Source organism: Arthrobacter sp. BPSS-3 (genome assembly GCF_044628475.1).
GTDB lineage: Bacteria > Actinomycetota > Actinomycetes > Actinomycetales > Micrococcaceae > Arthrobacter.
The window spans coordinates 162,661-176,396 of sequence record NZ_JBIMMV010000004.1 but is presented as its reverse complement, the minus strand read 5'-3'; the positions used below and the strand labels follow the sequence as shown (position 1 = coordinate 176,396).

The window sequence follows — 13,736 nt, the reverse complement described above, 5'->3', positions numbered from 1 at the left end:
CTCATTTTGCTCACCACCCGATCGACGACGCCGGACCGCCCCAGGAGGCAGCCATGGGACCCCTCACGGGCCGCACTCCCCTGCGTTTCAGCACCCAGACGCTGCTGCTGCAGCTCGCCGTCGTGGCGCTGGTGGTACTGCTCAGCGGCGCCGTCCACGCCTGGCTGACCTACGACCGGCTGGGCCGTGAGGCGGAGAACCAGGCCCTGACCCTGGCCCGCACGGTCGCCTCCGACCCCGGGGTCCGGTCCGAGGTGCAGCAGATCAGCGCCCAGGCCGGCACCCCGCCGCCGGCCGAACTGCTCACCGGCCCGCTGATGGCCGCCGCGGAGGGTGCCCGCGCCCGGACCGGGGCGCTGTTCGTGGTCATCACCGACGAGACCGGGCTGCGGCTGGCCCACCCCGACGCCGACCGGCTGGGCGAGCGGGTCAGCACCGACCCGTCCGAGGCGCTCTCCGGCAAGGAGGTCACCACCCGTAACACCGGTACCCTGGGCCCCTCCGCCGGCGCCAAGGTCCCCGTCTACGCCCCCGGCGCCGGGGCGCCGACGGGCCAGGTGGTGGGCGAGGTCAGCGTGGGCTACTCCACCGAATCGATCGGCCAGAGCCTGGGCCGGGACATCGCCCCGATCCTCCTCACCGCCGCCGGCGCCCTGCTGGCCGGTGTACTGGCCTCCTTCCTGCTGCGGCACCGGCTGCGCCGGCTGACCCTGGGCCTGGAGCCGGAGGAAATCAGTACCCTGGTCCATGACCAAGTGGCGGTGCTGCAGGGCGTGGACGACGGCGTGATCGGCATCTCCGCCGACGGCCGGATCAGCGTGTTCAACGCGGCGGCCCGGCGGATGCTGGACCAGCCGGACCTGGCCGGGACCGCCTGGGCGGACGCCCCCGTCCCCGGTGCCCTGCACGCCCTGACCCGGGCGGACGCGGCCGAGGCGGACGCCGTCGAGGTGGTGGCCGGGGGCCGTGCCCTCGTGGCCAGCGCCCGCAAGGCCCTGCACGGGCGCGAGGACCTGGGCTGGGTGGTCATGCTCCGGGACCGCACCGAGCTCCAGCACCTGACCCGGCAGCTGGACGCCGTCGGCACCCTCTCCACCGCACTCCGGGCGCAGCGGCACGAGTTCGCCAACCAGCTGCACACCATCGCCGGGTTCATGAGCATCGGCCAGCACCAGCAGGCCCGCGATTACCTGGCCAGACTTGCGGCGACCGGCCCGCTGAAGTTCCCGGTGGACCAGGCCGAACTGCTGCAGGACCCCTACCTGCAGGCCTTCCTGGGCGCCAAGGGCGTGGAGGCGGACGAGCGCGGGGTCAGCCTGCGCCTGGGCCCCGAAACCCTGGTCCGTGGCCAGGTGGTGGAGCCGCAGGACGTCACCACGGTGCTGGGGAACCTGATCGACAACGCCGTGAACGCCGCCGTCGCCGGATCAGGCCCGGACCGCTGGGTGGAGGTGGAGGTGCTGGACGCCCCAGGCGCGGACGGCGCGGCCGGAACCCTGCACATCATCGTGGGCGACTCCGGCGACGGGCTCCCCACATCCGACGGCGGGTCCGATGCCGGGCCGGACGGGGTCTTCGCCGAGGGTTTCACCACCGCCCGGACCCCGGCACGCGCCAGCGCCGGGCAGGGACTGGGACTCGCCCTGGCCCGGCAGCTGGCCCGCCGCCGCGGCGGGGACGTCACCGTGCTGGACCGCGGCAGCCCGGGCGGCCCGGGCGCCGTCTTCCTCGCCACCCTGCCCGGCACCACCGCCATGACCCCGAACCCCCAAGGAGGGGACGATGCCTGAGGACTTCCGCGTCCTGATCGTCGACGACGACTTCCACGTCGCGAAGCTGCACGCCGCCTATGTCGATTCCGTGGGGGGCTTCCTGGCCCTGCCGCCAGCCGGTTCCGCGGCCCAGGCGCTGCAGGCCATCCACAGCCTCCGCCCGGACCTGGTGCTGCTGGATGTGTATCTCCCGGACGCCTCCGGCCTGGACCTGTTGCACCAGCTGGATGTGGACACCATCATGCTGACCGCCGCCGCGGACACCGCCTCGCTGCGGGTGGCGTTCCGGCGCGGGGCGCTGGGCTACCTGCTCAAGCCGTTCACGTCCGAGTCGCTCTCCCAGCAGCTGCGCTCCTACGCCCGGTACCGCCGGATCCTCACCCAGCCGGGCGCCGTGACGCAGGAAACCGTGGAGCGGGCCAAACGGGCCCTGATGCCCGGGGACGTCACCGCATCGGCCAGGCCACGGTCCGCCACGGAGGCCGCCGTGCTGGAATCCCTCGAGCCCGGTGAGCAGTATTCGGCGGCGGAGGTGGCCACCCGGGTGGGCGTCTCCCGGGCCACGGCGCAGCGGTACCTGTCCTCACTGGCGGACGACGGCGCCGTCGAAATCCAGCTCCGCTACGGCAGCACGGGCCGCCCGGAGCACCGGTACGGGGTGGCCGTCAGCCGCTGATGCTGCCGCCGGCGCGGAAGGCGTACTTCCGCGCGTGTTCGTGGATGCGGCCCAGGATCTCCATTTGGGCGTGGCCGTCCTCGATCAGCCGCTCGTAGGTGGCCGGGTCGAGGCCGAGCTCCACGGCGTGTTCCAGGATGGTCTGCCAGCCGCCGATCTTGCCCAGAACGGCCGCGCGCATGAGTTCGGACTCGAGCACCAGGGTCAGCGGGGAGCGGCTCACGATCCGGCCGTTGAGTTTCAGCCGGCCGGCGTGTTCGGCCAGCCAGGCCGCGGCCTGCCGGTGCGGGCGCTGCGGGACGCCGAGCTCGTGGATGAGGTTCCGGAGCAGCTCCCGCTCACGGGTGAGCTCCTCCACCAGCCGCGCCAGCTCGGCCCGGAACGGGGTGTCAGTGAAGTCCTTGGCCATCCGCTCCACCCGGCCCAGTCCCGCCGTCGAGCCGGTGAGATGGTCCGAGAGGTAGATGCCGAGCAGCTTCCGGTCGATGGTCTCGGGGATGCGGGGTGCCATGCTGGCCACCCTACCCGAGGGCGCGCGTCAGAGAACCGGTACTAGAGGGCCGCCGCTAGAGGTCGAGGCGGTAGACCAGCAGCTTGATCTGGGTGTCCGGGACGAACCAGTCCCGTTCCGGGACCCGCTGGAAGCCGGTCTTTTGGTACAGGCCGTGGGCGCTTTCCCAGGTCAGGCCGGTGGTGAGGGCCACGCCGGTGACGCCGGGCAGGGTCCGGGCGTGGCTGATGATGGCGTCCACCATGGCCTTTCCGGCGCCGCTGCGCTGCACGGCCGGGTCCACCACGAGCATCCGGAATTCCAGTTCGTCGGGCAGAGCGATGTCCGCGTACGGCTCCCCCGCGACGGCCAGGGTGACGGAGCCGATGACCTCGCCGGCGCGTTCGGCCACCCAGATGACCGCGTTGTCGTTGCGCTCGGCGACCTTCCGGATCTGGCGCATGTACGGGTGGTCGGCGTCGTCAAAGTACCCGGCGGCGAGGTAGGCGTCGGTGGTGATGCGGGCGACGGCGTCGAAGTCGGCCGGGACGGCGGGCCGGATCAGGATCTGCGAAGGCACCTATCAATGGTACGGGCAGCCGTGCGGGCCGGCCGGCCAAACGCCCATTTCCGTGACTGAGGTATCAGAGCGGGAAGGCGCCGGAGAGCTCCAGCGGCCCGGCGCAGGTCCAGGCGCCCAGGCGTTCCTCGTCCGAGGGCCCGCCGTTCAGCACGCTGGTCAGCCGCGGCCGGCGGACCCAGCAACCGGCCTCCTCGGCGATCAGGGCGCCGGCGGCGAAGTCGTGTTCGTTCAGGCCGCGTTCGCCGTAGGCGTCGTGGGTGCCGTCGGCCACCAGGCAGAGGTCCAGCGCGGCGGAGCCCAGCCGGCGGACGTCCGCGAAGCCGCCCATCAGCTGCGCCAGGCCCGCGGCCTGCTCGGCGCGGACCGCCGGGTCGTAGCTGAAACCGGTGGCCAGGATCTGGCCGGTCCTGCCCTGGACGGGTCCGTTGAGCGCGGTCCGGCGGCCGTTCTCCTCGAGCCAGGCGCCCTGGCCGCGGGAGGCGTAGTAGACCCGGCCCAGTGCCGGGGCGTGGACGACGCCGGCCAGCCAGGCGCCGTCGGGCCCGGCGACCGCCACCGAGGTGGCGTAGTAGACGATGTTGCGGATGAAGTTGGTGGTGCCGTCCAGCGGGTCGACGGACCAGCGGTAGCCGCTGGAGTCGTCGGGCAGCACGGTGCCGCCCTCCTCGCCGGTGATGGTGTCCGTGGGCCGGGCGCCGGTGATGACGCCCCGGACCGCGGCCTCGGCGGCGAGGTCGAAGTCGGTGACCCAGTCCCCCGCATCGCCCTTATTGCTGACGCCCAGGTCCGCCGAGCTGCGGCCGGCCAGGACGGCGGCGCCGGCGGCTGCCGCCTCCCGGGCCAGGGCGAGGAACGCCTCCGGGGCGGGAAAGGCCGCGTCCGTCCCGCTCATTCGGCGTCGGTCCCTGCGTCGGCGACTGTCTCGGACTCGTCGGCCGCGCCGTCGTCGTCGGCTTCCTCGCCGCTCCCGCCGCCCACGCCTGCCGGTCCCTCGGCCAGCAGTGCCCGGAAGCCGTCCTCGTCCAGCACCGGCAGGCCCAGCTGCTCGGCCTTGTCCAGCTTGGTGCCCGCGTTCTCCCCGGCCACCACGTAGTCGGTGTTCTTCGAGACCGAGCCGGCGGCCTTGCCTCCGCGGATCAGGATGGCCTCCTTCGCCTCGTCCCGGCTGAAGCCCTCCAGGCTGCCGGTGACCACCACGGTCAGGCCTTCCAGGGTGCGCGGGGTGGAGTCGTCAACCTCGTCCTCCATCCGCACGCCGTCGGCAGCCCAGCTGTCCACGATCTCGCGGTGCCAGTCCTCGGCGAACCATTCCTTCAGCGCCACGGCGATCACCGGGCCCACGCCGTCCACCCCGGCCAGCTCCTCCTCGGAGGCCTGCCGGATCGCGTCCATGCTGCCGAAGGCGGTGGCCAGCGCCCGGGAGGCGCGGGGCCCCACGTGCCGGATGGAGAGGGCCACCAGCACGCGCCAGAGCGGCTGGGATTTGGCCTTCTCCAGCTCGGCGAAGAGCTTGACCGTGCTGGCGGTGGGCTTGGACGGGTTCTTGGCCGTGCCCTTGGTGTAGAAGTACGGGACCAGCTCGTACTCGCCGGTGCCCACGCCCTTGCTGCGCTTTTCGCGCCGGATCCGGACGTCCGCGAGGTCCTCGGGGGTGAGGCGGAACAGGGCCGCCTCACTGGTCAGCGGCGGGGTCTCGGGCTCGGTGGGCTGGGTGAGGGCGACGGCGGCCTCCCAGCCGAGCGCCTCGATGTCGAAGGCGCCGCGGCTGGCCACGTGGAAGACACGTTCGCGCAGCTGCGAGGGGCAGGACCTGGCGTTGGGGCAGCGGATGTCCACGTCGCCCTCCTTGCCGGGGGCCAGCGGGGTGCCGCAGGACGGGCATTCGGTGGGCATGACGAAGTCCCGGACCGGCGGGTCCTGCTGGTCCCGGAGTGCCAGGACCGGGCCGACGATCTCCGGGATCACATCGCCCGCTTTGCGCAGAATGACGACGTCACCGATCTTGACGCCCTTGGCCTTGACCACGTCCTGGTTGTGCAGGGTGGCCATGCTGACGGTGGAGCCGGCGACCTTGACCGGCTCCATGATGCCGAACGGGGTGACACGGCCGGTGCGGCCGACGTTGACGGCGATGTCCAGCAGCTTGGTGTTGACCTCTTCGGGCGGGTACTTGTACGCCACCGCCCAGCGGGGCACGCGGCTGGTGTAGCCCAGCGCCCGCTGGGTGGCCAAGTCGTCGACCTTGACGACGATGCCGTCGATCTCGTGGCTGAGGCTGTGCCGCTTGTCCCCGTAGCGTTTGATGAAGTCCAGCACCTCGGCCAGGCCGGGCAGCACCTCGAAGTAGGGGCTGGTGGGCAGGCCCCAGTCGGCGAGCTGGCGGTAGGTGTCCGACTGGCTCCGGGTCTGCAGGCCCTCGCGGGCGCCGATGCCGTGGACGTACATCTTCAGCGGCCGTTTGGCGGTCTCGGCCGGGTCCTTTTGCCGCAGCGACCCGGCGGCGGCGTTGCGCGGGTTGGCCAGCGGGGCCTTGCCCTCGTTGATCAGGGCCTCGTTGAAGGCGGCGAAATCCTTGGACGGGATGAACACCTCGCCGCGGATCTCCATCTCGGCGGGGAAGTCCGTGCCGGTGAGCCGCTGCGGGATTTCCTTGATGGTCAGGACGTTGTGGGTGATGTCCTCGCCGGTGGTGCCATCGCCGCGGGTGGCGGCGCGGACCAGGACGCCGTCGCGGTAGAGGAGGTTGACGGCCAGGCCGTCGATTTTGAGTTCGGTGAGCCACTGCGGTGGGGTGCCGCCGTTGCCGATTTTGGCGATGCCGGCCTCGGCCTTGGCGATCCAGGCTTCCACCTCCTCGACCGAGAAGACGTCCTCGAGGCTGTACATGCGGGTGAGGTGCTCGACGGCGGTGAACGCGGCGGAGACCTCGCCGCCCACCTCCTGGGTGGGTGAGTCGTTGGCGACCAGCTCGGGGTGGGTTGCCTCGAGCGTCTCCAGCCGCCGGTAGAGTTCGTCGAATTCGGCGTCGGAGATGACCGGGGCGTCCTCCTGGTAGTACGCGAAGCGGTGCTTGCGGACCTCCTCGACCAGCTGCTCGTACTCCTCGCGGATGGCCTCGGACGGGACGGCGCCGCCGTCGCTGCCGGGGGCGGTGGCCGTGGATTCGCTGTCTGCTGCGGTCTTCGCTGTGCTCACAGACCTATCCTGCCTTAGAACACGGACATTGTGTCCGCACGGAAAGTTATCCGGTTCCGGAGAAGCCGTCCGGCCGGGGGATGCAGCAGGTCCGGACGCGGTGCGTCCGGACCTGCTGCGTAGTGGGCGGGTTGTTTCCGCGGCCGCGTTTAGCGGGCGGAGGCGCTCTGCTGTTCGGTGGCGTTGCGGACCGCCTGCTGGCCGGCCTGCTGCAGCGCCTGGGACACCCGGGTCAGGGCCGCGACGTGCTCGCCGTTCCACTCGCTGCGGAACTTCTCCGCGTCCGGACCCATCCACTGCGTGCCGGCCAGGACCTTGGTCAGCATCGACTTCTGGTTATCGATTTCCTGCGACCCGGCCTGCAGCTTGGACCCCAGCGCCTTCAGCTGATCAACATCTGCACCCCAAATAGCCATGCGAAAAATCTCCTTAGATCGTCGGACCCGAACCTCTCGGCGTCCCCAGCGGCCCCCGGCTGATCCGGAAGTTCCTATGCCAAGAACCTACCCTGCCGCCTCCGCCAGCGTCGATGGGGACCCCTGCCCATCGGCCTTGCGGGCGTAGCTGAGGGAGCGCCGGCTGGTGAGGGCGATGATCAGCAGGATGTCCAAGGACAGGCCCACCAGGTTGGTCTGGAAGGTCACGGCGGGTCCGCCGGTGAGCACGTCGACGGCCTGGGCGATGATGGCCAGTGCGCTCAGCAGCATGGTGGCCACGCGGGCGCGGTTGCCGCCGCGGAGCACGAACCAGCCCAGCGCCAGCTCGGCCAAGCCGAACACGGCGATCACCGCGACGACCACCGGCAGCTGTTCCCCGGCGCGGTCCGCCAGCGGCAGCGAGCCCGGGTCCGAGACGGCCATCAGGGCCGCGAGAGCCAGGGCGGCGAGGCCGCGGAGGGCGGCGAGCCCGACGCCGAAGAGGGTGGGCGCGGGCGGGCGGACGGCCGTCACGGCGGGCGGCGGCACCGCCCCGGCGTCGGCCGTGACCCCGGTGAGGTCGACGACGGGAAGGTGCCCGTCGGTGGAGATGGTGTCTCCCCCACCGTTGCGGGAGTGGTAGCCGGAGGAGAAGTCGCGCAGGATCCGCACCCCGACGGCGGGGTCGGCGGCGCGCAGGCTGGCCAGGACGAAGTCCCGTTCCCTGTCGATGTCCTCCTCGATCTTGTGGGTGACCTGCAGGGTGAAGAGGGACAGGCCCACGGAGCGGTCATAGGTGCCGGCGGCCACCCAGTCCACGGCGGCACCGCCGGGGAGGACCCAGCCGGGCGGGCAGCGCCAGAACCGGATGTGGTGCCGCTTGCCCGGGTTGCCGTCCACCTCCTGCTGGTACGCGAAGTCCTGCTGCCGGCCGAAGAGGAACAGCGGGCTGACCGGCGCCTCGTCGTAGCTGCGGCGGGTGAGGGTGGCGGTGATGATGCGCCGGCTGCTGGCCAGGTCAACCGGGTCGGCCAGGGTCCAGCCGGCCCGGCGCATGGCGGTGTGGACCTGTGCCGGCGAGCCGAGCAGCGCCACGTTCACCGGGTCCCCCAGCAGGCCGTCGCTGGTCCGGGCCCGGCCGATGAAGTAGTCGGGCAGGTAGATGCGGGTGAGGATCCGGTGCAGCCGGGGCAGCACCAGGTACGCGAGCGCGGCCCAGAAGACGACGGCGAACCAGGCCCGGCTCCAGTCCAGGCTCGCCTCAAACAGGATGCTTGCGAGCCACAGGGCGGCCACACCGCTGAAGACGAAGAGGGCGTTGTCCAGTGCCGTGTCGCCGCCGGGGGCCACCCTCCGCGCGGCCACCGCCCGATTCCTTACCCGGGTCATGCCCACACCCTACCGCCGGGGACGCCACTGCGTCCCCGGCGGCAGGGGTCGGCTCCTAGGCCCGGTTTTCCGGCGGCAGGGCGACCTGGAGCTTGCGGACCTTGCCCCGGCCCACGATGTAGCCGCGGCCCGGGATGAAGTCTCCGCTGACCCGGCCCAGGGAGGTGTTGAGCAGGCTGTCACCCTCGATGTCCCCGGGGTTCAGCAGCAGCCCGCGGCGCCCGGACTTGAAGGGCTGGGCCAGGGACCAGGCGGAGGACCAAGTGGAGGTCTCAGATTCGCCCACCACCCACTGCTCGGCCTTGATCGAGGCGGTCACCAGCCGGGCCAGGCCGGATTCGGCCAGGGTGTCGGTGAACTCGGTGAGGCCCTCGATGAAGATCGCCAGCTTGCCGGGGGTGCCGGTGCTGTAGTCGACCAGTTCGTCGATCATCTCGTCGACGTCGTCGGCGCCCACCACGGAGCGGTCCCAGAGCTTCAGGGACGCGGCCGCGGAGCGCCGGGAGCCCAGGTAGATCAGCTCCACGCCCGGGTTGGAGCGGCGCAGGGCATGGGCCAAGGTCACCAGGGCAACGGTGCGGCCGGAACCGGGCGGGCCGGCCAGCAGCAGCGGGCCCTTGGCCAGGATTTCGGCCGGCTGCAAGGTCTCGTCGTCGACACCGATCACGGGCAGGTCCGGGCTGCCGGCGGGCAGCAGGTCCAGGTCCACCGAGTCGGGCAGGCGCTCGATCTGCGGGGCGCGTTCGACGCCCTGGCGCAGCATCGCCTCCCGCAGTTTGTGCACCTCGCGGGCCTGGACGGCGAGGTTGGAGTTGCCGCCCAGGACGGCCAGTTGCACCTCGAGGCCGCCGAGCAGGCCGCGGCCGGGCGGGCTGCCGGCGCCCAGGACGTCGCGCGGGACGTCCATGGAGAGGTAGTCCTCCTCGGAGGACAGCCGCAACACCAGCCGGCGCTGGATGGACGCCAGCAGGGAGGCGGGGACGGCGTTGGGCCGGTCGCCGGCGACCACCAGGTGGATGCCCAGCGGCCGGCCGTCGGTGGCCAGCTGCAGGAAGATGTCCCAGAGGCCGGAGAGCTTGCTGTATTCGAAGGTCTCCCGGAAGGCGGAGATGCCGTCCACCAGGACGAAGATGCGCTTTTCGTCCGCCATCCCGGAGAGCCGGCGGTATTCGACGATGGTGCTGGCGCGGACCTCGGCGAAGCGGGCGGACCGGTCGTCGGCCAGGTCGCGGAGCCAGCGCAGCAGGCGGCCGACGCGTTCGACGTCGTCGCCGTCGATCACCTCGCCCACGTGCGGCAGCTCGTCGAGCATCCGCAGTCCGGCGGAGCCGCAGTCGATGCCGTAGACGTTCACCGGGCCGCCGCGGGGGGTGACGGCCGCGGCGATCGCGATGCCGCGCAGCGCCGCGGACTTGCCGGAGCCGCCGGTGCCGTAGATGGCCATGTTTCCGTCCCGGTCCGGTTCGTAGAACACGGTGGGCTGGTCCTGGTGCGCGGGGTCGTCCGCCACGCCCAGGAGCAGCCGCTCGTCCGTCCGCGGGTTCGGCAGCAGGGAGAAGTCGTAGGTGGTGGCCAGCTCGTCCAGCCACGGCTTGCGGGGAGGCTCGATGGCGAGCACGTCCGCGGCGCGCAGGATGTTCTGCGTCATCCGGGCGATGTCGTTCGGGCCGGCGGGCTGCTCGGCCGCCGGGTCCGCCTCGGCCGGGGCGGCCCAGGCCGGGCCGGAGCCGAACGCCATTTCCACGACGTCGATCCGGGGCCGCTGCGGCTTCTCCGTGGTCCAGCCGCCGGCGTAGCCGGTCTGGAAGCCCTGGATCCGGCCGGGACCGGTCTTGACGGCGCCGCGGCCCGGGATGGACGGGTCGAAGTAGGCGGCGGTGGGGACGCCGAGGATGTCGACGGCGTCGTCCTCATCCGCCATCCGCAGCGCCACACGCAGGTTGGTGTTGGCGCGTAGGCTCTCCTTGATCACGCCGGCGGGGCGCTGGGTGGCGAGGATCAGGTGCAGGCCCAGAGAACGGCCGCGGGCGGCGACGTCCACGACGCCGTCGACGAACTCGGGCACCTCGGTGGCGAGGGCGGCGAATTCGTCCACGATGATGATCAGGTACGGCGGCGCCTCCGGGTCGGCCCGGCGCTGGAGTTCCAGCAGGTCCTTGGCCTTCTTGCGGTTCAGCAGTTTCTCGCGGTGGTGCAGCTCGGCCCGGAGCGAGGTCAGGGCCCGGCGGACCAGGTGCGGGGACAGGTCGGTGACCAGGCCCACGGTGTGCGGCAGCTGCAGGCAGTCGGCGAACGCGGCGCCGCCCTTGTAGTCCACGAACAGGAAGCTGACCCGGTCCGGGCTGTACGCGGCGGCCATGCCCATCACCCAGGACTGCAGGAACTCGGACTTGCCGGCGCCGGTGGTGCCGCCCACCAGCGCGTGCGGGCCCTCGTTCTTCAGGTCCAGGTAAAGCGGTTCGATGCCCTTGGAGCCCACCAGCGCGCGGAGCGAGCCGTTGTCCTTGCGGTTGGGCGAGGCGGAGGCATGCACGGAATTGTTCTCGCTCCAGCGGTCCGCGACAGCCTGCGGGTTGTCCAGGAAGTCCTTGCCGATCAGGGTGGCGTAGGAGACGGCGCGGGGCAGGTCGGAGTCGTCCTCGAGCGGCTTGCCGACGTCGACGACGGGGGCCAGCATGCGGGCCAGCTGCGCGGCGAGGCCGGCGTCGAGGCTCTCGCAGGAGACCGGGAAGGTGTGCCGGCCCAGGCGGACCTGGCCGGTGGTGGTGCCGTGTTCGCCGTCGACGGCCATGAAGTCCCGGCAGGCGGCGGGGAGCTGTTCCACCGAGGCGGCCACCCAGATCACGTGGACGCCGGCGTCGGGGCCGCGCTCAAGGACGCGGGTGAGCCGGCCGCGGTCCACCGGGGCGTCGTCCTCGACCACCAGCAGCACGGTGGGCAGCTGCGGGGCGGGGACCTCCGCGGCGGTTTCGCCGGGCCGGTCGGTGAAACCGGGGCGCAGCGCCGGGGCGGGTTCGCGGGAGGCGGCCTCGCGCTGGTCGATCAGGTCCTCGAGGCGGGACAGCAGGGCGGTGCCGCCGGCCGGACCGGCGGCAAGGTGGTCCCCGGCGAGCGGGCTGTGCCCGGAGCCGGCGTGCGGGAGCCACTGCAGCCAGTCCCAGCGGTCCCGGGACTGGGCGGAGGTGATCGCGGTGAGGACCACCTCGGCCGGCGAGTGCAGGCCCACCAGCTGAAGCACCATGCCGCGGGCGACGTCGTCCACCAGGCCGCGGGCGCCCGCCAGGCCGAAGGAACCGGCGGTGCGCAGCTGCGAAACGATCGGCACGCCCTCCACCTCGGCGAACCGGTGCAGGCAGTCCTGAATCTCGGCCATGAACTCGGGGTCGGTCTCGTTGTTCTGCGGTTCCTCGAACTGGATCCGGGACGGGGCGGTGCCCAGGCCGAAGCGCAGGCCCAGGAAGCCGGTGTGTTCGGGGCGGTGGGTCCACAGCAGCGGCCCCAGCTTGTAGATCGAGTCCACGGTGTCGCTGACGGAAGGTGCCTCCTGCAGCCGGACGGCCCGTTCCACCTTTTGCAGCCCGGTGATGTCGGCCTGGAACGCGGCCATGGCGGCGCGGAAGGACTTGAGCTGTTCCTTGCGTTCGCGCCGGGACTGCATCTTCTGGTCCATGTAGTGGCCCACGACGAACAGCGGCATCATCAGCATGAAGACCACGGACATCATGTTCTGCGTGACCGCGAAGACCACGGCGCCCATCATCAGCGGGGCGATCAGCATGATGTACGGGAAGGGCTGGCGTTCCTGGCGGGTGGGCCCGGACGGCACGGTGCGCTTGCGCGGTTCGAACCGGGGCACCACGCGGGGCGAGCGGTTGAAGTCGATCAGCGGGGAGCTCGGGGCGGCGCCCTGGCTGCCGCCGAGCGAGACCACCGAGACCGTGGTGTCGCCCAGGGTCACGGTGTCCGAGGAGGTCAGGGTGGCACGGGTAACCGGCAGCCCGTCCATCAGCAGCCCGTTGGCGGAGTTGGTGTCCACGATCTCGATGCTCTCGCCCACCGTGATCCGGGCGTGCCGTTTGGAGGTCAGCGGGTCGTTGAGCCGGATGTCGACGTCGCGGTCCCGGCCCACGTAGCTGGTGCCCGAGGGCAGCGGGAATTCGCGGCCGACGTCGGGCCCGGAGAGGATCCGCAGGGTCGCCGCGGCGGGGCCCCGGTTCGCCCCGGGGACGGCGAACTGCTCGCTGACCTGTGTGAGGGAAATGATCGAGCCGGGCCGGAGGCCGGATTCGAGCAGGCCGTCTTCCCGGTTCAGGACGGTGCCGGTGGAACCGCCGGCGGCGAAGGCCTCCTCGATCCGGAGCGAGAGGTTCGCCGGCGCGGGGGTGCCGCGCCGGGCCGGGTCGGCGGCCCAGAGTTCCGTGGCGATGTCAGCCACGGTGGCGAGGCCGTCGACGGTGACGGCCAGGTCCTTGGCCTCGGCGGGGTCACGCCGCAGGGTCAGGCGGATCCTCATGCGTCCCCGCTTCCGCGCTGGGTCTCCAGCAGCACCAGGTCCGCGGGGGTGACCAGGTGTGAGGTGACGGCATGTTCGACGAGCCGGGCCCGGCGGTTGGTGGCGAGCTTCCCGCCGCCGCCGCGCAGTCCGGCGACTCCCACCCGGTCAAGTTTGTCGCACACGTTATCCAGCTTTCTGTTGAATCGGGTCAGGGTCCAGCCCAGGGTCTTGGCCGCCTCCGCGGAGGAGGGTATGGCGCTGAAGCCGGTGCCCTCGCGGCGGAGCATGGGCTCGGCGAGGGCGACGATCAGGGCCTTTTGCGAGTCGGTGAAGACCACGGGCCCGATGGTGGTGTCGCCGCCGCTGTCCTCGCCGCGGGATTCCTGCCGGAAGGACGGGGTGCGCAGGTGCACGGCGAACTCGTACGTGGTGGGGCCAGCGGTGAAGATGACGTTGGTGTGGCTGAAGACCAGCGGGATCCGGGCGCCGGGGGCCAGCCAGGCCTGCATGCCGCCGGAGGCGTCGGCGATGGTGGCGCAGAGCATGCTGCCCACGTTGCTGAGCCACCAGATGCCGTCGTAGCGGGCGATCTGCAGGAACTGCCGGTGCAGGTACGGGTTGTCATCGACCTCCAGGTCGCCCTCGCGGCCGATGCTGAAGATGTCCTCGTCGGATGGTTCGTGCCATTCGCCGCAGAAATCGATCGCTAGGTCCCCCATG

Annotated in this window: 10 protein-coding genes; 2 read left to right on the top strand and 8 right to left on the bottom strand. The window is 71.8% G+C overall.

Features of this window, described 5'->3' with window-relative positions:
• Positions 1-53 precede the first annotated feature (53 nt).
• Positions 54-1,790, top strand: a complete 1,737-nt coding sequence (locus ACFVY3_RS08240; protein WP_400159379.1) for an ATP-binding protein — start codon at positions 54-56, stop codon at positions 1,788-1,790.
• Positions 1,783-2,448, top strand: a complete 666-nt coding sequence (locus tag ACFVY3_RS08235) for a response regulator (protein ID WP_400159378.1) — start codon at positions 1,783-1,785, stop codon at positions 2,446-2,448. The genes ACFVY3_RS08240 and ACFVY3_RS08235 overlap by 8 nt, the downstream gene beginning before the upstream one ends.
• Here ACFVY3_RS08235 and ACFVY3_RS08230 read toward each other — a convergent pair.
• The 8 genes from ACFVY3_RS08230 to ACFVY3_RS08195 all read right to left on the bottom strand — a co-directional run bounded on the left by ACFVY3_RS08230 (position 2,438) and on the right by ACFVY3_RS08195 (position 13,735).
• Complete coding sequence (locus ACFVY3_RS08230) at positions 2,438-2,959, bottom strand: hypothetical protein (RefSeq protein WP_400159377.1); 522 nt, start codon at positions 2,957-2,959, stop codon at positions 2,438-2,440. The two genes, ACFVY3_RS08235 and ACFVY3_RS08230, sit on opposite strands and share 11 nt — an antisense overlap.
• A 55-nt stretch (positions 2,960-3,014) precedes the next feature.
• Positions 3,015-3,518, bottom strand: coding sequence for a GNAT family N-acetyltransferase (locus ACFVY3_RS08225; protein ID WP_400159376.1), 504 nt, complete (start codon positions 3,516-3,518; stop codon positions 3,015-3,017).
• A gap of 64 nt (positions 3,519-3,582) precedes the next feature.
• Positions 3,583-4,413, bottom strand: coding sequence for an inositol monophosphatase family protein (locus tag ACFVY3_RS08220; protein WP_400159375.1), 831 nt, complete (start codon positions 4,411-4,413; stop codon positions 3,583-3,585).
• Positions 4,410-6,632, bottom strand: coding sequence for an NAD-dependent DNA ligase LigA (gene ligA, locus ACFVY3_RS08215; protein ID WP_400159496.1), 2,223 nt, complete (start codon positions 6,630-6,632; stop codon positions 4,410-4,412). The genes ACFVY3_RS08220 and ligA overlap by 4 nt, the downstream gene beginning before the upstream one ends.
• Positions 6,633-6,865: 233 nt before the next feature.
• A complete protein-coding gene (locus ACFVY3_RS08210) occupies positions 6,866-7,132 on the bottom strand; it encodes a hypothetical protein (RefSeq protein ID WP_290257160.1) in 267 nt (88 codons plus the stop codon).
• A gap of 87 nt (positions 7,133-7,219) precedes the next feature.
• Positions 7,220-8,497, bottom strand: coding sequence for an LssY C-terminal domain-containing protein (locus tag ACFVY3_RS08205; protein ID WP_400159374.1), 1,278 nt, complete (start codon positions 8,495-8,497; stop codon positions 7,220-7,222).
• A 79-nt stretch (positions 8,498-8,576) separates the two neighbouring features.
• Entirely contained in the window at positions 8,577-13,034 is a 4,458-nt protein-coding gene (locus ACFVY3_RS08200; protein ID WP_400159373.1) for an FtsK/SpoIIIE domain-containing protein, read from the bottom strand.
• Positions 13,031-13,735, bottom strand: a complete 705-nt coding sequence (locus ACFVY3_RS08195) for a hypothetical protein (protein WP_400159372.1) — start codon at positions 13,733-13,735, stop codon at positions 13,031-13,033. The genes ACFVY3_RS08200 and ACFVY3_RS08195 overlap by 4 nt, the downstream gene beginning before the upstream one ends.
• Position 13,736 lies beyond the last annotated feature (1 nt).